Raw genomic sequence first — 22,801 nt, 5'->3', positions numbered from 1 at the left:
AGGGACGTAGAACATGAACAGGATTGGCTTGATCGCAGTGCTGGCCTGTACCGCCCCCGTCCATGCGGCCAGCCCCCTGTTGTCCGGCAGCTTTGTCCACGTCGGCTATTCGGGCAGCGACGAACAACTTCCGGCCGCGCAGTTGCCGCTGTTCCTGGATGAGTTGCAGGACCTGGGCAACGACACGATCATCCTCGGTCAGGTGCGTGCCACCCGTGCCGGCGTCGGCTGCGCCAGCGGCGTGCAGGATTTCGAATGGATTGCCGGCTTTCCCGGCAAGCTCGGCACCGTGCTCGATGCGGCGGCCGTGCGCGGCATGAAGGTCGTGGTCGGCACCACCTACAGCTCGGGGCAGTGCGCCACCTTCTGGCAGGGGCAGAACGCAACGGCCGTGGCACAGGATGCGGCGCAGTCGCTGGCCCAGCTGGGCCAACAGTACGGATCGCATCCGGCGTTCGCTGGCTGGTACATCACCGACGAGCCAGCACAGGTGCCGGCTGATCGCGCGCCGTTCTACCGTGCGATCGTGACGGCGCTCAAAGGCAGTACGCCCGCGCGGCCGGTGATGGTGGCCCCCTACCTGGCGTCATCCAGCGTGGATCCGGCCAGCGTGGGCCGGGCTGCTGCACAGTTCCGTACGGCCACCGGCGTGGATGTGCAGATCTGGCAGGACGGCATCGGCGCCGCCTCGCATGCACGCCTGTTCCAGTGGGATCGCCCGGGTCATTCCACCGAGGCGTATTACGAGGCGCTGTCGGCGGCGCTGGGGGCCAGCGGCCTGTGGGCCGACATCGAACTGTTCAACCATGGCAGTCCCTTGTTCCTGGAAACCGGCAACGGATTGTCCGGTGCCTATCGCTCCGCGTCGGTGCAGCGCATCAACCAGCAGTTGTGGAGCGCGCGTTCGGCCGGCAAGCGCGTTGCCTGGCTCAACCAGTACCACATGTCCGAGGTGGTCGGCCCCGGCCAGGGCTATGCCGAATCTCCGCGGTTGATGAACACCTATCGCGGGCTGTATGGGCTCGGCGCGTCCTACCTCGTCGATCCGGTGCAGACCACGTACAGCTACAGCGTGGCACCGGATGCGAAATATCCGGACAGCAGTGGCCACGAGCTGTTCGATCGCCGCGTGGGGGATCCGCGCAACCCGATGGATGCAGGCTGGGTAGGCGTGCATGGCAACGCCAGCATCACCATCGACCTGGGCCAGCGCCGGCGGGTGGACTGGATCGGCCTGCATACGATGACCCGCCCGGCGTGGGGCATCGTCACGCCGACAGCTGTGGAGGTGATGTGTGCCGAGCCGGGCGCCGCTGCGGTGAAGATCGGTGTGCTGTCGGCGCCATTCCCCCAGGCCGGACTGAGCGGTTCGACCGAAGAGGAATACGTGCTGGGCAACGCCGCGCCGCTTGCCGCGCAGTGCCGCACGCTGGAGCTGCGGTTGGCCAATGGCAGCTGGACGTTCCTCAGTGAAATCGAGATGGCGGCCGAGCAGTAAGCGCCTCAGCGTTGGGGCGTGCCACGCAGTCGCTGCGCGAACGGCCGCTGTTCAAGCGCCTGCAGTGCCTCGCGCAGCACCTGCTCCAATGACTGTCCAAGATCGGCATCGAGGCTGCGCGCCGCGCGTGCCGTGGCCTGCCACTGCGCCTGCAGCGCCGGCAACGCCTGCAGCGCGCGCGGGCTCAACTGCAGGATGCGCTCGCGGCTGTCTTCACCGACCGCAGCGTGCAGCCAGCCGTCGCGCACCATTGCTGAAACCGTCTGGCTGAGCGCCGAATGGCTGAGCCCGCAGGCCAGTGCGAGATCCTTGATGCGGCAGGGTCCCTGCGCCATCAGCGTGCGCAGCACCGGGGTGTAGCGCGGCCGGTAGTCCAGTTTCAGGTCGCGGTAGGCCTGCTCGACCGCCGGGTCGAGCTGGTCGAGCAGGGCCCGCAGCAGTGTTCCCAGGGTGGCATGTTGGAGATCCATGTTGGCGATGATATATAAGCACTTACATATCATCAACATGGGGTGCGGTCATGGCGGTTTCGTGGATGCTGGGCGCGCTGCTGGCGGCGTCCTGCCCGGCCCAGGACGCGGTGCTGCAGGCGGCGGCCACGGCGATACAGGCGCAGTACCTGGACGTGGCCGAAGGCGCGCGCATTGCCGAGGCCGTGCGCGGCTGGTCCACCCAGCAGCGCTATGTGGACAGCTGCGCGGACCCCAAGGCGTTCAGCGCACGCTTGAACCAGGATCTGGACGTGTTCGATGGCCACTTCCATGTCGAGCGGGTGGATGCCCGCGCCGGCCAGGACGACTGGCTGATGGCTTGGCGCGCGGATGCGCGCAGCAATGGTGCGGGCGTGCGCGAGGTGCGGGTGCTGGAAGGCAACATCGGTTACCTGCGCCTGAGCACCTTCTATCCGCTCGATCTGGCCCGGCCGAAGCTGGCCGCGGCCTTCACCCTGCTGGCCGACACCGATGGCCTGGTGCTGGACCTGCGCCAGAACGGTGGTGGCGATGACGGCAGTGCGGACCTGCTGGTGCGGACCCTGCTGGCGGCGGAGATCACCCAGGTGCAGTCACTGCAACGCCGTGGCCAGCGCAGTCCGGTACCGTTGCCACCGGCGAGCCTGGGGCTGTACCTGAAGCCGCTGGTGGTGCTGATCGACCGCCGCACCGGGTCGGCCGCCGAATTCGTCGCGTACTCGCTGCAGGCGCAGGGGCGGGCACGTGTCGTTGGTAGTCGAAGTGGCGGCGCGGCACATATGTTCGATGATCCTGTGCTGCTGCCGGATGGCTATCAGATCAGCGTTCCCGACCGGCAGCCGATCAACCTCCGCACCGGAACCAACTGGGAACGCACCGGCGTCACACCTGACGCAGCAGGCGGTGACGATCCGCTGTTTGTCGCCCGCCAGCTGCTGGCCCAATCGGTATCGCCAGAATGAACGCACAATTGCAACCACGCCCTATCGCAGACGACATGCAGCGTGCCTAGAATCGATGCATCCCGGTAGTTCCCGGGCGCTTCGAGTGAATGGACTCAATGAAGATTCTGTTGACCGGCAGTTCCGGGCGGATCGGGCGTGCGATCTTCGGCGCGCTGGCGGCGGCCCACGAAGTGGTGGGGCTGGATCGCAGCCCATTCGCCACCACCCGCATCATTGCCGATGTCACCGATCGTCAGGCCGTGATGCGGGCAGTGCAGGGCGTCGACGCGGTGATCCATACCGCCGCCCTGCACGCACCCCATGTCGGCCTGGTGCCGGATGCGGTATTCCAGCAGATCAATGTGGAGGCGACTGCACACCTGTTGCAGGCTGCCCGCGAGGCCGGTGCACGCCGCTTCGTGCTGACCAGCACCACGGCGCTGTATGGCCATGCGGTGGTGGCGGGCGGTTGCCGCTGGATCGATGAAGATACCGAGCCGCTGCCACGCACCATCTACCATCGCAGCAAGCTGCAGGCCGAGGCATTGGCTGAAGCCGCTGCGGCGCCGGGCTTCAGCGTGCGCGTGCTGCGCATGGCCCGCTGTTTCCCCGAGCCACCGGAGCGGATGGCGATGTTCCGCCTGCACCGCGGCATCGACGCGCGCGACGTGGCCAGCGCACATGCCGCGCTGCTGCACGATGAGGGCGCTGCCTTCGCACGCTACATTGCCTGCGCACCGACGCCGTTCCTGCGTGAGGATTGCCTGGAACTGGCGACCCAGCCCCGCAGGGTGCTGGCCCGCCGCGCCCCGCAGTTGCTGGCCGAGTTCGAGCGCCGTGGCTGGCCGCTGCCGCTGAGCATTGACCGCGTCTACGACAGTGCACTGATGCGCCGCACATTGGGCTGGCAGCCGCGCTTCGGCCCGGACGACGTGCTGCAGCAGTACGCGGTTGGCAGCATCGAGGTGCTGCCGCGGGCCGAATGGATCAAGGACCGCGTGGCCGAATAGGGCGGCAGCGGGGCGGGTTCCTGACCCGACCCTGAGCAGGTTCATGAATGTGCAGATGAACCGCCTCAACCTCGTTCGCAGGCGGCCGCTAACCCGGTGCGCTTCCAGCGCCGGGCGTGTCCCGGCGGCCGGTGGCCTGCGCGACGGATCGCGCACCTGCGCGGTGCCCTCGCGGTGCCGGTCGTCCTGAACTGCCTTGCGGATCCTTCCATGCCTTCTCCCCGTTCCGCCGCTGCCCGCCGCCCGGGCAGCATCGCCCACAAGCTGATGCTGGGCACCGCTGCGATCGCGCTGCTGTGCTTCGGCCTGACTGCGTTCCTGATCTACCGCCAGGCCAGCGCCAGCCTGATCGACGCCTCGCGCCAGACCATGGCCAGCGAAGCCACCGCCGAAGCCCGCCAGGTCGCGGCCGATCTGGGCACCGCCTTTGCCAGCAACGACGCCATGGTCGAGGCCGTGCTCGCCCAGCGCGCGCGCGGCGATGTTCCGGACCGTGCCAGCCTGGCTGCCGTGCTGGGCGAGCAGCTGCGCACCCACCCCGAGTGGCTGGGCAAGAGCACCATGTGGGAGGCCGACGCCTTCGATGGCAAGGATGCCGAGTTCGTCAACACTGAAGCGCACGATGCCACCGGTCGTTACATGAGCTACTGGGCCTGGCACGATGGCAAGCCGCAGCAGTCGACGATGACCGACTACACCGAGACGGCCAGTGGCTCCGGTGACTGGTACATGGTGCCCAGCCGCGACAAGCTGGCGAAGGTAAGCGAGCCCTACGCCTACGACATCGGTGGCCAGCAGGTGCTGATGAGCACGCTGAGCACGCCGATCATCGAAAACGGCCGGTTCCTCGGTGTATTCACTGTGGACTTCTCGCTGGCGGCGCTGCAGAAGCACCTGGCCACGCTGAAGCCGATGGGCGCCGGGCGCGTCGAACTGCTCTCGCCAAATGGCGTGGTGCTGGCCTCGGCCAATGCCGCCGAAATCGGCAAGCCGCGTGGCGACGCATTGACCCGCAGCATGCTGGCAGACATCGCCGCCGACCGCCGGTTCGAAGCCTTCACTCCGGATGCCGCCGGCAACGTGCGCGTATACGTGCCGCTGCGTGTGGGCGATGCGCCGCAGCGCTTTGCACTGGGTGTGGTGATGCCGCACGCGGTGATCGTGGCCGAGGCGCGCCAGCTGCTGTGGCTGACCCTGCTGGTTGGTGTGGTGGCCGCGCTGACGCTGAGTGCCGGTGTCTATGTGCTGCTGCGCCGGTTGGCGATCCGCCCACTGGCCGAAGCCGTGCGCGTGGCCGGCGACGTCGCCGCGGGCAAGCTGGACAGCACCCTGCCGGCACGCAGCAACGACGAAGTGGGCCGCCTGCTGGACGCGATGCAGGGCATGCGGGGGCAGCTGCAGTCGGTGATGGCGGCGCAGGCGGAAATGGCGCGTCGCCATGACGCCGGTGAAATCAGCTACCGCATGGACGCCTCGGCGTTCCCGGGTGAGTACGGCCGGATGGTGGCTGACAGCAACCAGCTGGTGGCCTCCAGCAACGCCGTCACCCAGCGCCTGGTCGACGTGATGCAGCGCTATGCGGTGGGTGACCTGAGCGTGGACATGGAAGCGCTGCCGGGCGAGAAGGCAGTGTTCACCGCTGCAATGGCCACCACCAAGAGCAACCTGGCGGCGATCAACGATCAGATCCAGCAGCTGGCCGCCGCCGCAGCGGCCGGCGATTTCGCGGTGCGCGGCGACACGCTGCGCTTCGACCACGACTTCCGCCGCATGGTGGAAACCCTCAACACCATGATGCAGGTCAGCGACCACAACCTGGCCGAGCTGTCGACGCTGCTGCGCGCGATTGCCGCAGGCGACCTCAGCGCGCGCATGCAGGGCGACTTCCACGGCGTGTTCGCGGTGATGCGCGACGATGCCAACAGCACCGTGCAGCAGCTGACCCAGATCGTTGGCCAGATCCAGCAGTCGGCGGCCAGCATCCGCCTGGCGGCGGGTGAGATTGCCGCCGGCAACAGTGACCTGTCGCGCCGCACCGAGCAGCAGGCGGCGAACCTGGAAGAGACCGCGGCCTCGATGGAAGAGCTGACCTCCACGGTGCGCCAGAATGCCGACCACGCGCTGCAGGCCAACACCCTGGCCGGCTCCGCGGCGGGCGTGGCCAGCGAAGGCGGGCAGGTGGTCAGCCAGGTGGTGCAGACCATGGAACAGATCGAGGCCTCCTCGCAGCGCATTGCCGAGATCATTTCGGTAATCGATGGCATCGCGTTCCAGACCAACATCCTGGCGTTGAACGCGGCGGTGGAAGCGGCGCGTGCCGGCGAACAGGGCCGCGGATTCGCCGTGGTCGCCAGCGAAGTGCGTGCGCTGGCCCAGCGCTCGGCAGGCGCGGCCAAGGAGATCAAGGAGCTGATCGACGCCTCGGTGGCGCAGGTCGGTGCCGGTGCGCAGCTGGTGCACGGCGCGGGCCGCACCATGCAGGAAATCGTCGGCCAGGTCGGCCGAGTGAACGAGATCATGGCCGAGATCTCGGCAGCCTCGCGCGAGCAGTCGGCGGGCATCGAGCAGGTCAACCAGACCGTGGTGCAGATGGACGAGACCACCCAGCAGAACGCCGCGCTGGTGGAAGAAGCCAGTGCCGCTGCGCGCGCAATGGAAGAACAGGCCGAGCAGCTGGCGGTGGCGGTCTCGCGCTTCCGCCTGCAGGCCGAGCCGGTGGCTACGGTCCGCCGCGCGGCCTGATCCTGTTGCGCGCACATGAAGACGCCCGGCCAAGGCCGGGCGTCTTCATTTCTGCTTGATGCTATGCCAGGCCGGAGTGCGGCGGCAGCATCGCGTCAGAACATGCCTTCGAAGGGATTCCAGCTGGCTTTGCCCTTCACCTGCTCCAGGTAGTAGCTGTAGTTGGTGCTGGCGGCAACCAGGAAGTTCATGGCGATGAACAGCGGGCGCGCGATGATGTCCGGCAGGAACAGGGACACGATGCCCAGCACGAGGCCGATGCCGATCACCACCAGCGCCTTGCGCCACATGCCCAGAATGAACAGGTAGATGAAGCCGAAGAAGAAGGCGAAGAAGTTGATGTTGATCTTGAGGCGGTCGCCGAAGGACAGCGCCTTCCAGGCTTCCTTGAAGCGCGGCTCCTTCGGAGCGCCGTGCTGCTGGAAGAAATTGAAGCGGAACTGCCACTTCGGGCTGAAGCGGGAGAGGTCGACGGTGTTCATTGACGATTACGTCCTTGTAGGAAAACGGTTACATGATACGAGGCCTACGGTTCAGGAAACTACCCTCAACCGTCAAAAATGTGACGCGCCCGGCATGTGCAGGCCTGCGGCGGGGCGCCGCACCGTCACCCATCCGCCTTGTTTTTAGGATAGGGTGCGCAGTTCCGCTGCCGCCCCAGCTGAACCCGGGCGGCGGCGGGATGTCCATGGAGGTTGCATGACTACACCTGCTATACCGGAAAACGCACCGGGACCGGTGCTCTTGCCGACACCTGAAGTGGTGCAGGCACAACAACTGCTCGCACGCCAGCAACTGGCGGTAGCGATGGACCGTGCACGCACGGCCGCTACGCAGAACGCGGCCGCGGCCGCGCTGGAAAGCGAGTAATCCGCAACACCGCCGATCGCGCTGGCGTGCTGCCAGCGCGATCGCGGCGCGCGCCGCCGGTCAGAACCGCGCGGTCATGCTCATGAAGTAGCTGCGCCCGGCCACGAAGTAGTCGGTGGAGCCTTCCGCATACAGCTTCTTGTCGGCCAGGTTGCTGACGCCGCCGCGCAGGGTCAGTACCTCGTTGACGTTCCAGGCTGCGGTCAGGTCATACAGGGTGTAGGCCTTGAGGAAGGTCGTGGCGGTACCGGTCTGCTTGCCGGTGTACTGCGCCGACAGGCTGCTGGAAAACACCGTGTTGGGCGTCCAGTCCAGCGACGAATAGCCGGAAAACTCCGGCGTATCGATCAGATTCCTGCCGGTGGTCAGGTTCTTGGCTTCCTTCATCCAGGTGGCCGAGGTGCGCCAGCGCCACTGCTCGCCGAAGCGGACATTGAAGTTGCCTTCCATGCCACTGGTGCGCGCGCGCTGCACGTTGCTCATGCGCGTCCACCAGATGCCGTTGAACTTGCCCAGGGGCGCGTACTCGATCTTGTTCTTGAAGTCGGTATGGAAGTAGGTCAGGCCGGCATCGAACAGGTCATTGTCGAAGCTGATGCCGATCTCGCGGTTGGTGCTGGTTTCCGGGTCCAGGTCCGGGTTGCCGGCCATGTAGCAGCCGCCACGGGTATAGCCCAGCGGAATCAGCGAGGTGCAGCCGCGGCCGCCGGACTGGGTGGCCGCGGTGGCCGAATTCTCGGTCAGGCTGGGCGCGCGGAAGCCCTTGGAGACGCCACCACGTATCGTCCACTGTTCGGCCGGGTGCCAGACCAGGTACGCACGCGGGCTGACGTGGCTGCCGAACTTCTCATGATGATCCAGGCGTGCGCCCAGGGTCAGCGCCAGCGTGCGGTGCAGCTTCAGTTCGTCCTCAACGAACAGTGCCCAGGTATCCACTTCCAGGTTGGAGCCGCTGACGGCATTGCCGGCATAGTCGATCGGCGCGCGGCCGATGGTATCGGTATTGGTCAGTTCCTGGCGCTTCCACTGGCCACCGACGGCGAACTGGTGTTCAACGCCCAGGGTGAACGGCGTGGTCAGGCTGCCTTCGATGATCGTATCGGTCGCCTCGGAGCGGCCGGTGGCGCCGATGTCGTTCTTGTACTCGGTCCAGTAGGCGCTGAGCTTCGAGTTGCCGAAGCTCCACTTGCCATCGTGGTTGAGCGCCAGCGAGCTGCGCTTGAGTTCGCTGGCACCCCAGGCGCCTTCGTCCTGCTTTTCCAGCGATGCGTCGATGAAGGCCTGCTGCACGCCGTGGCCGGCTTCCAGCGACAGTTCCTGCGCATCGCTGAGCTTCCACTGCAGCAGCGCGTCGACATTGCGGTCCTTCTCGCCGGCGTAGGCATTGCCATAGACACCACCGTTGGAGCGGTCCGAGTCGCGGCGCATGCTGTTGGCACCGATGCGCAGGCCGAAGCGCTCGCCGAGCGGGCCGGAGAACGTCGCACCGATCTGCTGGGTATCACCGCGCTTGCCATCACCCGGGCGGGTATAGCTGTGGGTGGCGCTGCCGTTCCAGTCATCACCGATGCGCTTGGTGATGATGTTGATCACGCCGCCCATGGCGTCGGAGCCGTACAGCGACGACATTGGTCCGCGCACCACCTCGATCCGTTCGATCTGGTCGGGCGAGATCCAGTTCAGATCCTGGCGGCCGAGGTCGGGACGGTAGTTGGTCGAGGCCGAGCTGCCCATGCGCTTGCCGTCCACCAGCACCAGCGTGTAATTGGACGGCATGCCACGCAGCTTGATCTTGGACTGCTCGCCGACCGCGCTGAGGCCACCGGTCACGCCCGGCACGCGGCTGAGCAGGGTGGCCAGGTCGTGCACCGGCTGGCGCTCGATGTCCTCGCGGCTGATCACGCTGATGCTGGCCGGTGCATCCTTGATCCATTGCTGGTTGCCCGAGGCGGTGACCACCACGGTATCCAGATCCTTGGTGGAGGCATCGGCGCTGGCCTCTGCGGCGGCCAGGCCGGGCAGGGCCAGCAGGCAGGCGGTGGCCAGAGCGCAGGCCAGGCGGGTGCGCGGCAGGCGCGCGGAAGGGGTACGGAACGACAGGGACATGACGGCTTCCATCGGAGGAGGGGGACCCGGTGGAAGCAGCAGGCGCACGCAGACAGCAGGCAGCCCCCTTCCATGGGTCGTTGGGCGCTGGGTTGGAACCGGCGCAGCTGGGTGGGTCTCGGCCGTGCGGAAGACGGTGACCTGCCTGGTTAATGAAATGATAACCGTTCGCGTTTGTTACGATCCAGTACCTGGGGCGACCAAGTGACATCCGTTCCCCTGCCCCGGCACTCGCCTGCTGTTTGCTGAATGGGGATAAATCCCGGCGTAGACCTTCGCACTCGGCTTACATCCGGCGCCCTAGACTGAGCCGCATTTTCGATTCCGCCCCGTTGGAGATCGTGTGGGTTCCGGTAGTGACAGACAGCGACTGCGTGGCGTGACGCCGACGCAGCCAGGACAAGTGCGGGCGCCGGGAAAGCGCGCCGGGAACCTTGGTGCATGCAGCCCGGCCGGGATGGCCGGCCGTGCCGACTGCGCGGAGTAGGCGGCAATGGAGGTGCAGACCATCCATGCGGAAGCAGATACGTCCCGGCTTGATGCCGGCTGGACGCTGCTGCCGGCCGAATCGCCGTTGCAGATGCCCGAGCAGACCCTGCGCGAAGGCCAGCTGAAGGTTCGCCGCCACCGCACCTCGCCGCGGCTGATCGGCCTGCGCCGGTTCTATATCTTCGGCGGCACGCTGGCGATGACCGCCATCGCTACCCGGATGATGTGGCGGGTGCTGTCGGCCAATGGCATCAGCGTGCTCGAGGCCTGCCTGCTGGTGCTGTTTGTCGGCCTGTTCGCCTGGATCGCGCTGTCTTTCGCCAGCGCCGTGGCCGGCTTCCTGACTGCCGTGTTCGACCGGGGGTATCGCCTCGGCATCGACCCGGACAAGCCACTGCCGACGGTGCACAGCCGCACCGCGCTGCTGATGCCGACCTACAACGAAGATCCGCGCCGGCTGCTGGCCGGCCTGCAGGCGATCTACGAGTCGGTGGCCGCCACCGGCCAGCTCGACCGGTTCGACTTCTTCGTGCTCAGTGATACCCGGCGCGAAGACATCGCGCGGGCCGAGGAGCAGGTGTTCGCCGAACTGCGCGAGCGCGTGCCCGATGGCCAGGCGCGGCTGTTCTACCGCCGCCGTGGCGACAACAGCGGGCGCAAGGCCGGCAACATCGCCGACTGGGTCCGCCGCTTCGGCGGCGCCTACCCGCAGATGCTGATCCTCGACGCCGACAGCCTGATGACCGGCGACAGCATCGTGCGTCTGGTGGCCGGCATGGAGCACAACGCCGACGTCGGCCTGATCCAGACCCTGCCGTCGGTGATCGGCGGGCGCACCCTGTTCGCGCGCATGCAGCAGTTCGGCGGCCGTGTGTACGGGCCGGTGATCGCCCGTGGCGTGGCCTGGTGGCACGGTGCCGAGAGCAATTACTGGGGCCACAACGCCATCATCCGCACCCGCGCCTTCGCCGATCAAGCCGGGCTGCCGGCGCTGCCGGGGCGCAAGCCGTTCGGTGGTCACGTGCTCAGCCATGACTTCGTCGAAGCGGCGCTGATGCGTCGTGGCGGCTGGGCCGCGCACATGGTGCCGTACCTGGGCGGCAGCTATGAAGAAGGTCCGCCGACCCTGACCGACCTGCTGGTGCGCGACCGCCGCTGGTGCCAGGGCAACCTGCAGCACGGCAAGGTGGTCGGCAGCCGTGGCCTGCACTGGATCAGCCGCATGCACATGCTGATCGGCATCGGTCATTACTTCACCGCGCCGATGTGGGCGATGCTGATGCTGATCGGCATCGCCATCCCGCTGTTCCAGGAAGGCATCGATTTCAACGCCCTGCTGCACCTGTCGCCCAGCGTGTACTGGCGGGCCCAGGACGAGGAACAGGTGGTGCGCCTGTTCGCGGCGACCATGGCGGTGCTGCTGCTGCCCAAGGTGCTGGGTTACCTGGCGATGCTGCTGGACCCGGTCGACCGCCGCGGGTGTGGCGGTGCCCTGCGCGCGTTCGTCTCGATGCTGGTGGAAACCGTATTGGCCGCGCTGATGGCGCCGGTGGTGATGTACGTGCAGTCGCGCGGCGTGGCCGAAGTGCTGTCCGGCCGCGATTCGGGGTGGGACGCGCAGCAGCGTGACGATGGTGGCATTTCGTGGCTGGCGCTGATCCGTGGCTACGGTGGGCTGGGGGTGTTCGGCGCCTTCATGGGCATGCTGGCCTGGGCGGTGTCGCCATCGCTGGCCGCGTGGATGGCGCCGGTGGTGATCGGCATGGTGCTGGCGGTACCGGTGGTGGCACTGACGTCTTCGCGTGGCCCCGGCGCCTTCCTGCACCGTCTTGGCCTGCTTGATATCCCCGAGGAGAACATCCCGCCGCCGGTGCTGGTACGTGCCGCGCAGCTGCGCCGGGAAGCGGCCGAACAACCGCCGCTGTACTGATCGTCCCGCGGCAGCGGCATAATGCGGCTCGAACTTGAAGGAGCCGCATCATGCTGCAAACGGTGGAACAGGAGACCGGCGCCTCGCCGCAGTGGTCGGTGATCTGGCTGCACGGCCTCGGCGCCGATGGCCACGACTTCGCGCCGGTCGTGCCGGAGCTGGTGCGTCCGCATTGGCCGGCGCTGCGCTTCGTGTTCCCGCATGCACCGGTGCGGCCGATCACGATCAACAACGGCGTGCCGATGCGCGGCTGGTACGACATCGTCGGCATGGATTTCCGTTCGCGCGCCGACATGGTGGGCGTGCAGGAATCGGTGGTGCAGCTGGATGCGCTGATCGCGCGCGAGATCGAGCGTGGCATCGCGCCGGAGAAGATCTTCCTGGCCGGTTTCTCGCAGGGGGGCGCGATCATCCTGACCGCCGCGCTGTCACGCACTGCGCCGCTGGCCGGCCTGATCGCGCTGTCCACCTACCTGCCCGAAGCCGACGGCGCAAAGCGCGCTGAAGGCGCCGTGCAGGTGCCGGTGTTCATGGCCCATGGCAGCAGCGATCCGGTGATTCCGCAGGCGGTGGCCGCACACAGTGCGCAGGCACTGCAGGCGCTGGGCCTGGAGGTGGAATGGCACAGTTACCCGATGGCCCACCAGGTCTGCGCCGAAGAGATCCAGGCGCTGGGTGACTGGTTGCAGGAACGCCTGGGCGCTGCCTGACCCATGCCGCCGGCCAGCGCCCCGCCCTGGATGCCGGAACTGTGCCGCCTGCCGCGGCTGGCGGCGATGCTCGGCCTGGCCGAACTGGTGGTGGTGGTGCTGGCCCTGGCTCCGGATGGCAGCCGCCACTGGACTGTTGGCGAACTGCTGTCGGCCAGTGGTTTCGCGTTGTGGCTGGCGCTGGCTGTAACGGCCAGCCTGTGCCTGCTGCGGAACGCGTTGTCGAGGTTGCCACAGGTTCTGGGGGCGGTCTCGGCCATCGCACTGGCGACGCTGATCGCGGTGGTCTGCGCGGGCATCGTGCATGCCCTGTACGCGGTGCTTGGCGACAGCTTCGCCCGCGGCATCAGCTTCTGGCGCTTCACGCTGGGCAGCGCGGCGACGACGGCGCTGATCACTGCCTTGGCCCTGCGCTACTTCTATGTGAGTGATCGCTGGGCCGCGCAGGTACAGGCCAACGCACGCGCACAGGCCGATGCCCTGCAGGCGCGGATCCGCCCGCATTTCCTGTTCAACAGCATGAACCTGATCGCCAGCCTGCTGCATCGCGACCCGGTCGTGGCCGAGCGTGCGGTGCTGGACCTGTCCGATCTGTTCCGTGCCGCGCTGGGGGCGGGCGAGGGTGATTCCACCCTGCGTGACGAATGCGAGCTGGCCGAGCGCTACCTGTCGATCGAATCACTGCGCCTGGGCGAGCGCCTGCAGGTGCGCTGGCAGCGCGACGAACCGCTGCCCTGGGATCTTCCCCTGCCTCGCCTGGTACTGCAGCCACTGGTGGAGAACGCCGTGCTGCATGGCATCTCGCGGCTGCCCGAGGGTGGCACCATCGAGCTGCAGCTGATGCGCGAGGGCAATGAACTGCAGATCTGCGTGCGCAATCCGGCGCCCGACCCGCAGGCCCCCGGGCTGGCCCTGGCGCGCGGTGCCGGTCATGCCCAGCACAGCATCGGCCATCGGCTGGCCTGGCGCTTCGGCAGCGCCGCGCGGATGACGGCTGGCTGGAGCGAGGGCTACTATGCCTGCCAGGTGACAGTGCCGATCCAGTGAGGGAGCGATCGTGAGGGTAGTCATCGCCGATGACGAACCGCTGGCGCGTGAACGCCTGCGCAGCCTGTTGGCCGCGCAGGACGGCGTGGATGTGGTGGCCGAGGCCGGCAACGGCGAGCAGGCCCTGCACGCGTGCGCGGAGCTGCAGCCGGACCTGGTCCTGCTGGATATCGCCATGCCCGGGCTGGATGGCCTGGAAGCCGCCCGCCACCTGGCCAGCTTCGAGCCGCGGCCGGCGGTGGTGTTCTGCACCGCTTACGATGCGCATGCGCTGTCGGCGTTCGAGGCGGCCGCGATTGATTACCTGATGAAGCCGGTACGTGCCGAGCGTCTGGCCGCGGCCATCGCGCGCGCGCGCACGTTCCTGGCCGGCCGCGATGGTCAGCCACAGGACCACCGCGGGCAACAGGCGCGCAGCATGCTGTGCGCGCGCCTGCGCGGCAGCCTGCGGCTGATCCCGCTGGACGACATCCACTACCTGCAGGCGGAAGAGAAGTACGTGGTGGTGCACCATGCGCGCGGCGAGGACCTGATCGAGGAGTCGCTGAAGTCGCTGGAGGAAGAGTTCGCCAGCCGCTTCATCCGCATCCATCGCAACTGCCTGGTGGCGCGCCACGAGCTGGTGGAGCTGCGTCGAGGCTCCGGTGGTCAAGTGCAGGCGGTGCTGCGGCATGGCAAGCAGCCGCTGGAAGTCAGCCGCCGCTGCGTGGCGACGCTGAAGCAGGAACTGCGGCATCTGTGAGTGGTCCCGCGCGGCCTGCGGCCGCGACTGCTTACGAGCAACGTCTGAAGCAACAGCAACAGCAACAGCAACAGCAGATTGTCGGCTCTGTGTTGTTGCGTGTTGGGTGAGGCGGGAAGGGCGGGACACGCCGTAAACCCATCCATGGGGGCTCGATGGCGCCATCCATGACGCCAACGGTCCCGCCCGCCCTTCCCGCCTCACCCTCGCGAATTTCCCGGTGACGGACGGCAAAGGCATTGTTGTTATCGGGTGGGGGAAGAAGGGTCAGATCCCTTTTCCTGCGGAAAAGGGATCTGACCCTGGAAGCAATCGGCTGTTGCCTTTGCTTCTGCTTTTTCCTTTTTTTGATCTTCCGTGGCTGGCGCGCACGGAAACTTTCAGAGGTCGGGCGGGGTGGGCTGCGCAGGGGCGTGAGCCGCATGGATGCGGCGACCGAGCTTACATGGACGTACTTGCAGCGTCCCCTGCGTGGCCCACCCCGCCCGGCCACGCGCGGCTGTTGCTTTCATGACCCCTCCACCAGCCACGAGGGGCTCCGCCGTTGGCCGTATCCGCGCCGAAGGCGCGATAATGACCGGATGGAAACCGTCCGCATCGCCACCCGCAAGAGCCCGCTCGCCCTCTGGCAGAGCGAACACGTCGCCGACCGCCTGCGCCAGGCCCATCCCGGCTTGCATGTGGAACTGGTGCCGATGAGCACCCGCGGCGACGAAGTGCTCGACCGTTCGCTGGCCGCCATCGGTGGCAAGGGCCTGTTCCTGAAGGAGCTGGAGCTGGCCATGCTGCGCGGTGAGGCCGACTGCGCGGTGCACTCGCTGAAGGATGTGCCGATGGAACTGGACCCGCCGTTCGCGTTGCCGGCAATGCTGACCCGCCACGATCCCGCCGATGGCTTCGTCTCCAACCTGTACGCCTCGCTGGACGCGCTGCCGATCGGTGCGCGGGTCGGGACCTCGTCGCTGCGTCGCCAGGCACAGCTGCGCGCGCTGCGACCGGACCTGGAACTGCTCGACCTGCGCGGTAACGTCAACACCCGGCTGGCCAAACTCGACAACGGTGGCTACGACGCCATCGTGCTGGCCGTGGCCGGCCTGGAGCGTCTGGGTCTGGGCGAGCGCATCGTCGCGCGCCTGCAACCGCCGCAGTGGCTGCCGGCCCCGGCGCAGGGCGCGGTGGCGGTGGAGTGCGATGGTGGCAATGCGCGTCTGATGGCGTTGTTCGCCCCGCTTGATGACGCGGCCACGCGTGCCTGCGTGGAAGCCGAGCGGGCGATGAACCGTGCGTTGCATGGTAGCTGCCACGTGCCGGTGGCCGCCATCGCGCAGTGGCAGGGCGATGACCTGCACCTGCAGGGGCTGGTTGGCAGCGCCAGCGACGGCCGTACGGTGCGCGCCGAAGCCGTGGGCCCAGCCAATGACCCGGAAGGCCTGGGCCAGCGCGTGGCGAAGCTGCTGCTGGACGATGGCGCCGGCGAACTGCTGAACGTCTGAGCCACCGCGGGTAGTGCCGGCCGCTGGCCGGCAACCTCGTGCCCCAGTTGAATGCAGTTGCCGCCCAGCGGCCGGCACCACCGGAAGAAGAACGGGCGCCCTTGGCGCCCGTTTCTTACTTGAACTTGTAGACCACGTTCATCGTGGTCAGCGTATCGGTCTTGCGCTTGTCCTCGGCCACGTCACTGTTGTAACGCGCCTGCCAGCCGGCCTTCAGCGCCAGGTGCTCGTTCATGCTCACCGACACGCCGAAGTCGTTCTGGCCGAAGGTGTTGTACGAACCGGATTCGACCAGCAGGGTGTTGACCAGGTCGGTGTTGTCGGTCAGCGAGTACTTCATGTCGAACAGGCCGCGGCCGATCATGCCGGTGCGGGTGCGGTCGTCCTCGGTGCTGTGGGTGCGGCGCACACCGGGGCCGATCTGCGCGTCGAACGAGAAGCGCTCGGTGTTCCACAGGCGGGTGCCGTAACCCAGACCGAACGAGCTCTGGCGGTCGTAGGTGGCGAAGTCATCGCGCTCGGTACGCACCGTGGCCGTCAGCTGGCGGTGCTCGCCCAGCTGCAGCGCGCTGCCGGCACTGCCGGTGTAACGGTTGGCGGTGGTGTTGTTGCGGCGGCTGGTGGAGCCGTCGTCGCGGGTCTCGATCACCTTGGAGCTGGAACGCAGGCCAGCCAGATCCATGCTGTGCACCCAGTCACCATCGGTGTAGCGCAGGCGCAGGCGGCCGTTGAAGCTCTCGGTGCTGCTGTTGCCGCGTGCCGAAGCGAAACCGAGCTCGCCGCCACTGCCGCTCCACGGCGAGGACATCGCCGCCAGTTCGGAGGCATCCTGCGCATACGCGAGCGGTGCGCACAGCAGCAGGGGGATCAGCAGGGACACGCGCAGGGACATCGGGGCTTCTCCGAAGCGGTTGACAGCCGGTGATGATACTGGAAGCGTGATGGCGGTCCGAATCGATCCAAACGGTTTCTTCAGCAGACGTTGCCGCGATCGCCTATTCAGGGCAGATCGACGCGCAATGCCGGGTCGTTGAAGCGCGAATAGCGCAGGCGCAGCTGGAAGCTGCGGCCATTGCTGCTGCCGCTGCGTACGATCTGCCGCGGCAGGCCCTGCGCGTCCACCCAGTACTCCAGGCGTTCGCCGGGCTGCGCACCGCGCAGGCGGTAGTGACGCGTCTCGACCCCGTCCAGCGACTGGCTGCCCAGGTCTTCGGCCTGCAGATCGGCGGGCAGGGCATCGGCCGGCAGCGGGTTGCGCCATTGCTCGAGCAGGCCCGGCGGGGTCGGCACCTGCCGGATCGCGTCGTCGGCCTGCAGGAACATGGTGTCGCCGATGATCGTCTGCGGACCGGCCGGGGTCTGCACCCGGAAGCGGTCGGGGGCGACGAAGTCCATGGCGCTGCGCACCGGCTGCGGCGCGCCCAGCACCTCCAGTTCGGCGTGGAAGCTGCGCAGGGCCGAGAAGCGCTGGCTGGCGCCCAGCACCGCCTGCGCCGGATCCGCCGCAGGCACGGGCGCTTCGGTGCTGGCCGGGGCGGGCGCGCGATAACAGGCGGCCAGCAGCAGGCAGGCCAGCAGGGACAGGGCAGGCAACCGGCGCATCAGGTGTTCCAGAGGGGTGGGGGCGACCACGATAGCCCAAACGTCCCACACAAGACCCGCGACTCGGACATAATCGGGGGTATGGACCGATACGAACGCATCACCGCCCTGCATCGTCTGCTCAAGTCCGCACGCTATCCGGTGACGGTGGCGACCCTGCAGGACAAGCTCGGTTGCTCCCGTGCCACCGTCTACCGCGATCTGGCCTTCCTGCGCGATGCGCTGATGGCACCGATCGAGGGCGACGGCGAAGCCGGCTTCCGTTACCAGGCCGACGAGAGCGACCGCTTCGAGCTGCCCGGCCTGTGGCTGAGCTCGGAGGAGCTGCATGCCCTGCTGGCCTCGCAGCACCTGCTGGCGCGGACCGGAGGCGGCGTGCTGTCCTCGGTGCTGGCACCGCTGCAGCAGCGCATCGAGAGCCTGCTGGCGGCCCAGGCTGGCGTTTCCAGCTGGCCGGTGGACCGGGTGCGGGTGATTCCGCACCGTGGCCGCAAGTTCGATGAAGGCAGCTTCCGCAGCGTGGCTTCGGCGGTGCTGGAGCGCCGCCAGCTGGCGTTCGAGTACCGCGCCCGTTCCACCGACGAGCCGACCAAGCGCACCGTTTCGCCGCAGCGCCTGACCCACTATCGTGACAACTGGTACCTGGATGCCTGGGACCATGACCGCGAGGCGCTGCGCAGCTTTGCCGTGGACCGCATCCACAAGGCGCGGGTGATCGACAGCACCGCCCGCGACGTGGCCGACAGCGAGCTGGACGAGCAGCTCGGGGCCAGCTACGGCATCTTCTCCGGTGCGCCGAAGGGCTGGGCGACCATCCTGTTCAGCGCCAAGGCCGCGCGCTGGGTGGCCGACGAGCACTGGCATTCCAAGCAGCAGGGCCGCTTCCTGGCCGATGGCCGCTATGAACTGAAGGTGCCGTACAGCGTCTCGCGCGAGCTGCTGATGGACGTGCTGCACTACGGCTCGGATGCCGAGATCGTCGAACCGGTGATGCTGCGCGAGCAGGCCAAGGCGCTGCTTGAGCTCGCCCTGAGCAACTACGACAACTCCTGACACTCCCCCCGAGAACCCTTCCGCCCATGAAGAAGACCCTGTTGCTGCCCCTGCTCGCCGCTGCGCTGGCCCTGACCGCCTGCGGCAAGTCCGGCGAGCCCTCGCAGAAGCTGGTGGTGGCCGCCACGGCCGTGCCGCATGCCGAGATCCTTGAAGTGGTCAAGCCCATCCTCAAGCAGGAAGGCGTGGACCTGGACGTGCGCGTGTTCAACGACTACGTGCAGCCCAACGACCAGCTGGTGCAGAAGCAGGTGGACGCCAACTACTTCCAGACCGAGCCGTATCTGGATGCCTACAACCGCGATCGCAAGACCGATCTGGTGAAGGTGATCGGCGTGCACATCGAGCCGTTCGGTGCGTATTCGCGCAAGATCAAGTCGCTGGCCGAGCTGCGCGAAGGTGCCGACGTGGTGATCCCGAACGACCCGAGCAACAACAGCCGCGCGCTGATCCTGCTGCACAAGGCCGGTGTGATCGAACTGAAGGATCCGACCAACGCGCTGTCGACCCAGCGTGACATCAGCGCCAATCCGAAGAACCTGAAGTTCCGCGAGCTGGACTCGGCGATGCTGCCGCGCGTGCTGGACCAGGTCGACCTGGCCCTGATCAACACCAACTACGCACTGGACGCGGGCCTCAACCCGACCAAGGATGCACTGGCGATCGAGAGCAAGGACTCGCCGTACGTGAACTTCCTGGTCGCGCGCCCGGACAACAAGGACGACGCCCGCGTGCAGAAGCTGGCCAAGGCCCTGACCAGCCCGCAGGTAAAGGCCTTCATCGAGACCAAGTACAAGGGCGCGGTGCTGCCGGCGTTCTGACGGCCGCTGGCCATGTGGTAGTGCCGGCCGCTGGCCGGCAATCTGCAGACGCCGCCAAGGATCATGGGGTTGCCGGCCAGCGGCCGGCACTACCGTCAGTCGACGTGGAAGGCGAGGGTGGCCGCCACGGCCTGCTGCCATCCCGCATACAGTTTCTCGCGCCGCGCCACCTCCATCTGTGGCTCGAAGCGCCGGTCCAGGCCCCATTGCGCGGCGATCTGTTCGCGGCTGGACCAGAACCCCACCGCCAGCCCGGCCAGGTAGGCCGCGCCCAGTGCGGTGGTCTCGGTCAGCCGCGGCCGCAGCAGTGGTACCCCAAGGATGTCGGCCTGGAATCCGGCCAGGAAGTCGTTGCCGATCGCACCGCCATCGGCGCGCAGCTCGGTCAGCGCGATACCGGCATCGGACTGCATCGCATCGAGCACGTCGCGGGTCTGGTAGGCCATCGCCTCCAGCGCGGCACGCACGAAGTGCGCTTTGCGGGTGCCACGGGTCAGGCCGAACATCGCGCCGCGCACATCACTTCGCCAATAGGGCGCACCGAGGCCGACAAATGCTGGTACCAGGTAAGCACCGCCGCTGTCGGGCACCTGCGCGGCCAGCGCCTGGCTGTCGCTGGCGCGTTCGATCATGCGCAACCCATCGCGCAGCCACTGCACCACCGAGCCGGCAATGAAGATCGAGCCTTCCAGCGCATATTCCACGCGCCCGTCCAGGCCCCAGGCGATGGTGGTCAGCAGTCCATTGCGCGAACGCACCGCCTGCGCGCCGGTGTGCATCAGCATGAAGCAGCCGGTGCCATAGGTGTTCTTGACCATGCCCGGCTGGAAGCAGGCCTGGCCGAACAGCGCCGCCTGCTGGTCACCGGCGATGCCGGCGATCGGGATCGGGTGATCGAAGAAGAACTGCGGCCGGGTGTGTGCGTACACCGCGCTGGAATCGCGCACCTGCGGCAGCATCGCGCGCGGGATGTCCAGCAGCGCCAGCAGGTCGTCATCCCAGTCCAGCGTGTGGATGTTGAACAGCAGCGTGCGCGCCGCGTTGCTGTAGTCGGTCACATGCGCCTGGCCACCACTGAGGTTCCAGACCAGCCAGCTGTCGATGGTGCCGAACAGCAGCTCGCCGCGCTCGGCACGCTGCTGCGCGCCCTCGACGTGGTCGAGGATCCAGCGCACCTTGGTGGCGGAGAAATAGGCATCGATCAGCAGGCCGGTGCGCTCGCGGATCAGCGCCTCATGCCCTTCGGACTTCAGCCGCTCGCAGATGGCGTGGCTCTGCCGCGACTGCCAGACGATGGCGTTGTGGATCGGCTGTCCGGTGGCACGGTCCCAGACCACGGTGGTTTCGCGCTGGTTGGTGATGCCCAGTGCGGCGATGTGGCGCGGGTCGATCTGCCCGCGGCTGAGCAGTTCGGTCAGCGTGGCATAGACGCTGGTGAGAATCTCGCGCGGGTCATGCTCGACCCAACCCGGCTGCGGGAAGATCTGCGCGAATTCGCGCTGCGCGCTGCCGACGATGTCGCCGGCGCGGTCGAACAGGATCGCGCGCGAACTGGTGGTGCCCTGGTCGATGGCCAGCACGTAGCGGGGCGTCATGCAGCGTCTCCGGTAGCGATGGTGTTGGTAGAGTCGAGCCTGCTCGACTGCTTTTCATGTCAGTCGAGCAAGCTCGACTCTACCGTCTATCGATCCAGGCCTGCAGCCGCGCCACCTGCGCAGCATCCAGCCGCAACCCCAGCTTGCTCCGCCGCCACAGCACGTCCTCGGCGTCCCAGGCCCATTCGTGGTCGCGCAGGAAAGCCACTTCCCGCGCATGCAGGCCGCCGCCGAAGTCCTCTCCAAGATCGTCCATGCCCCGTGCACCCTGCAGAAGGGCGGCGCTGCGGCTGCCGTAGGCTTCGGCCCAACGCCGTGCGATCTCCACGGGCAACCACGGTGCCAGCGCCTGCAGGCGGGAGCGCGCCTGTGTGGCGTCACCCCAGTCGCTGCCCGGCAGCGGGTCTCCGCCTGCCGTCCAGGCCGGTCCCATCTGTGGCAGGGCAGGGCGCAGCAGGTTCAGCGCTTCCTCGGCCAGCACGCGGTAGGTGGTCAGCTTGCCGCCCAGCACATGCAGCGCCGGCGCCGGGCTGGATTGCAGCTGAAGGCGGTAGTCGCGGCTCAGCGTTGCCGCACGCGGGTCCGGGTCGGCCAGCAGTGGCCGCACACCGGCGAACTGCCAGACCACGTCTTCCGGAGTGATCGGCTCGCGCAGATAGCGGCTGGCGGCCGCGCACAGGTAGCTCACCTCGGAAGGCAGCACGCTGCAGCGCGCCGGGTCACCGCGGTAGTCGGTGTCGGTGGTGCCGACTAGCAGATGCTCGTGGGCGAACGGCAGCAGGAACACCACGCGGCCATCGGGCTGCTGCAGCAGGCAGGCACTGTCATCGGGCCAGGGGCGGCGCAGCACGATGTGGCTGCCCTGTACCAGCCGCAGCGCGGGGCCGCCGCTGCGGGCCTCCATCTGCTCCAGCAGGCCACCGGCCCATGGGCCAGCCGCATTGGCGACGGCGCGCGCGGTCACATGCTGCTGGCCATCGGCGGATTCCAGTACGGCCTGCCAACGGCCCTGCACAGGGCGCAGTTCGATGCAGCGGCTGCGCACATGTACCTGTGCGCCACGCCAGGCAGCATCCAGGGCATTGAGCAGTACCAGACGCGCGTCATCGACCTGCGCGTCGGCGTAGCTGAAGGCCTGCCGCAGATCCGGGGAGAGCCAGGGGCCGAGCGGATCACGCTGAAGGTCCAGGGCGCGCGAGGCGGGAAATGCCGGGCTGCGTGGGCCCAGGTGGTCGTACAGCCACAGTCCCACGCGCAGCATCCAGCGTGGGCGCAGGTGCGGTTCCCACGGCAGCACGAAACGCAGCGGGCGGACCAGATAGGGTGCCTGCCGGCGTACCACTTCGCGTTCACCCAGTGCCTTGCGTACCAGGCCGAACTCGCGCTGTTCCAGGTAGCGCAGGCCACCGTGGATCAGCTTGCTGCTGGCGCTGGAGGTATGCGCAGCGAGGTCGTGCTGCTCGCACAGCAGCACGCGCAGGCCGCGGCCGCTGGCATCACGGGCGATGCCGGCACCGTTGATACCGCCACCGATCACCAGCAGGTCGACGTCGTGCATCGCGCCTCCGCATCCTGTGTGTGTAGAGTCGACTGTCAGTCGACTGCTCTTGCAAAAGTCGAGCAAGCTCGACTCTACGAAAGGCAGTCGAGCAAGCTCGACTCTACAGAACGCGGGTGAC

At 67.5% G+C, this 22,801-nt stretch carries 19 protein-coding genes; 12 read left to right on the top strand and 7 right to left on the bottom strand.

Annotated elements, in window-relative coordinates; all coding sequences use genetic code 11:
• Positions 1-13 precede the first annotated feature (13 nt).
• On the top strand, positions 14-1,498 hold the full coding sequence (locus tag MG068_RS18360) for a DUF4434 domain-containing protein (protein ID WP_132810828.1): 1,485 nt from the start codon (positions 14-16) through the stop codon (positions 1,496-1,498).
• 5 nt (positions 1,499-1,503) lie between these two features.
• Here MG068_RS18360 and MG068_RS18355 read toward each other — a convergent pair whose 3' ends face one another.
• Positions 1,504-1,968 (bottom strand): MarR family winged helix-turn-helix transcriptional regulator, encoded by a 465-nt coding sequence (locus MG068_RS18355; protein WP_049423760.1) that lies wholly within the window; start codon positions 1,966-1,968, stop codon positions 1,504-1,506.
• 50 nt (positions 1,969-2,018) lie between these two features.
• Here MG068_RS18355 and MG068_RS18350 point away from each other — a divergent pair, with 50 nt between their 5' ends.
• From MG068_RS18350 to MG068_RS21280, 3 genes are all read left to right on the top strand, one after another.
• Positions 2,019-2,930 carry a S41 family peptidase gene (locus MG068_RS18350; protein WP_132810827.1) on the top strand — a complete coding sequence of 304 codons (912 nt, stop codon included), beginning with the start codon at positions 2,019-2,021 and terminating at the stop codon, positions 2,928-2,930.
• A gap of 98 nt (positions 2,931-3,028) precedes the next feature.
• Positions 3,029-3,922 carry an NAD-dependent epimerase/dehydratase family protein gene (locus MG068_RS18345; RefSeq protein ID WP_049423766.1) on the top strand — a complete coding sequence of 298 codons (894 nt, stop codon included), beginning with the start codon at positions 3,029-3,031 and terminating at the stop codon, positions 3,920-3,922.
• 210 nt (positions 3,923-4,132) lie between these two features.
• Complete coding sequence (locus MG068_RS21280) at positions 4,133-6,664, top strand: methyl-accepting chemotaxis protein (protein ID WP_032128587.1); 2,532 nt, start codon at positions 4,133-4,135, stop codon at positions 6,662-6,664.
• 95 nt (positions 6,665-6,759) lie between these two features.
• Here MG068_RS21280 and MG068_RS18335 read toward each other — a convergent pair whose 3' ends face one another.
• Positions 6,760-7,146 carry a DUF2628 domain-containing protein gene (locus tag MG068_RS18335; RefSeq protein ID WP_049423770.1) on the bottom strand — a complete coding sequence of 129 codons (387 nt, stop codon included), beginning with the start codon at positions 7,144-7,146 and terminating at the stop codon, positions 6,760-6,762.
• A gap of 217 nt (positions 7,147-7,363) precedes the next feature.
• Here MG068_RS18335 and MG068_RS21115 point away from each other — a divergent pair, with 217 nt between their 5' ends.
• The gene (locus MG068_RS21115) at positions 7,364-7,534 is read left to right on the top strand and encodes a hypothetical protein (protein WP_165929944.1); all 171 of its coding nucleotides are present in this window, start codon (positions 7,364-7,366) and stop codon (positions 7,532-7,534) included.
• A 60-nt stretch (positions 7,535-7,594) separates the two neighbouring features.
• On the opposite strand, the gene MG068_RS18330 is transcribed toward MG068_RS21115, so the two are convergent.
• Positions 7,595-9,640: a TonB-dependent receptor domain-containing protein gene (locus MG068_RS18330; RefSeq protein WP_049423773.1), complete on the bottom strand. Its 2,046-nt coding sequence runs from the start codon at positions 9,638-9,640 to the stop codon at positions 7,595-7,597.
• 493 nt (positions 9,641-10,133) lie between these two features.
• Here MG068_RS18330 and mdoH point away from each other — a divergent pair, with 493 nt between their 5' ends.
• The 5 genes from mdoH (at position 10,134) to hemC (ending at position 16,051) form a co-directional block, all read left to right on the top strand.
• Positions 10,134-12,059: a glucans biosynthesis glucosyltransferase MdoH gene (gene mdoH / locus MG068_RS18320; RefSeq protein WP_032128590.1), complete on the top strand. Its 1,926-nt coding sequence runs from the start codon at positions 10,134-10,136 to the stop codon at positions 12,057-12,059.
• Positions 12,060-12,109: 50 nt separating this feature from the next.
• Positions 12,110-12,769, top strand: coding sequence for an alpha/beta hydrolase (locus MG068_RS18315; RefSeq protein ID WP_132810826.1), 660 nt, complete (start codon positions 12,110-12,112; stop codon positions 12,767-12,769).
• Positions 12,770-12,772: 3 nt separating this feature from the next.
• Positions 12,773-13,816: a sensor histidine kinase gene (locus MG068_RS18310; protein ID WP_177179491.1), complete on the top strand. Its 1,044-nt coding sequence runs from the start codon at positions 12,773-12,775 to the stop codon at positions 13,814-13,816.
• A gap of 10 nt (positions 13,817-13,826) precedes the next feature.
• Positions 13,827-14,558, top strand: coding sequence for a LytR/AlgR family response regulator transcription factor (locus tag MG068_RS18305; protein ID WP_132810825.1), 732 nt, complete (start codon positions 13,827-13,829; stop codon positions 14,556-14,558).
• Positions 14,559-15,139: 581 nt separating this feature from the next.
• Positions 15,140-16,051, top strand: coding sequence for a hydroxymethylbilane synthase (gene hemC, locus MG068_RS18300; protein ID WP_132810824.1), 912 nt, complete (start codon positions 15,140-15,142; stop codon positions 16,049-16,051).
• 115 nt (positions 16,052-16,166) lie between these two features.
• Here hemC and MG068_RS18295 read toward each other — a convergent pair whose 3' ends face one another.
• Together MG068_RS18295 and MG068_RS18290 are read right to left on the bottom strand one after the other, a co-directional pair.
• A complete protein-coding gene (locus MG068_RS18295; RefSeq protein WP_010481298.1) occupies positions 16,167-16,943 on the bottom strand; it encodes a DUF481 domain-containing protein in 777 nt (258 codons plus the stop codon).
• A 107-nt stretch (positions 16,944-17,050) separates the two neighbouring features.
• Positions 17,051-17,653 (bottom strand): LolA-like protein, encoded by a 603-nt coding sequence (locus MG068_RS18290; RefSeq protein WP_132810823.1) that lies wholly within the window; start codon positions 17,651-17,653, stop codon positions 17,051-17,053.
• Positions 17,654-17,734: 81 nt separating this feature from the next.
• On the opposite strand from MG068_RS18290, the gene MG068_RS18285 reads away from it, so the two are divergent.
• A complete protein-coding gene (locus MG068_RS18285) occupies positions 17,735-18,706 on the top strand; it encodes a helix-turn-helix transcriptional regulator (RefSeq protein WP_010481302.1) in 972 nt (323 codons plus the stop codon).
• Positions 18,707-18,732: 26 nt separating this feature from the next.
• Complete coding sequence (locus tag MG068_RS18280) at positions 18,733-19,527, top strand: MetQ/NlpA family ABC transporter substrate-binding protein (RefSeq protein ID WP_049399178.1); 795 nt, start codon at positions 18,733-18,735, stop codon at positions 19,525-19,527.
• A 95-nt stretch (positions 19,528-19,622) separates the two neighbouring features.
• On the opposite strand, the gene glpK is transcribed toward MG068_RS18280, so the two are convergent.
• Complete coding sequence (glpK, locus tag MG068_RS18275) at positions 19,623-21,122, bottom strand: glycerol kinase GlpK (RefSeq protein ID WP_132810822.1); 1,500 nt, start codon at positions 21,120-21,122, stop codon at positions 19,623-19,625.
• A gap of 79 nt (positions 21,123-21,201) precedes the next feature.
• Positions 21,202-22,680 carry a glycerol-3-phosphate dehydrogenase gene (gene glpD / locus MG068_RS18270; RefSeq protein WP_132810821.1) on the bottom strand — a complete coding sequence of 493 codons (1,479 nt, stop codon included), beginning with the start codon at positions 22,678-22,680 and terminating at the stop codon, positions 21,202-21,204.
• Between the last annotated feature and the right edge of the window lie 121 nt (positions 22,681-22,801).

This window comes from Stenotrophomonas sp. ASS1 (genome assembly GCF_004346925.1).
Lineage (GTDB): Bacteria > Pseudomonadota > Gammaproteobacteria > Xanthomonadales > Xanthomonadaceae > Stenotrophomonas > Stenotrophomonas maltophilia_A.
Note: the sequence above shows the minus strand (reverse complement) of the source record. Positions and strands in the feature narration are given on the sequence as shown.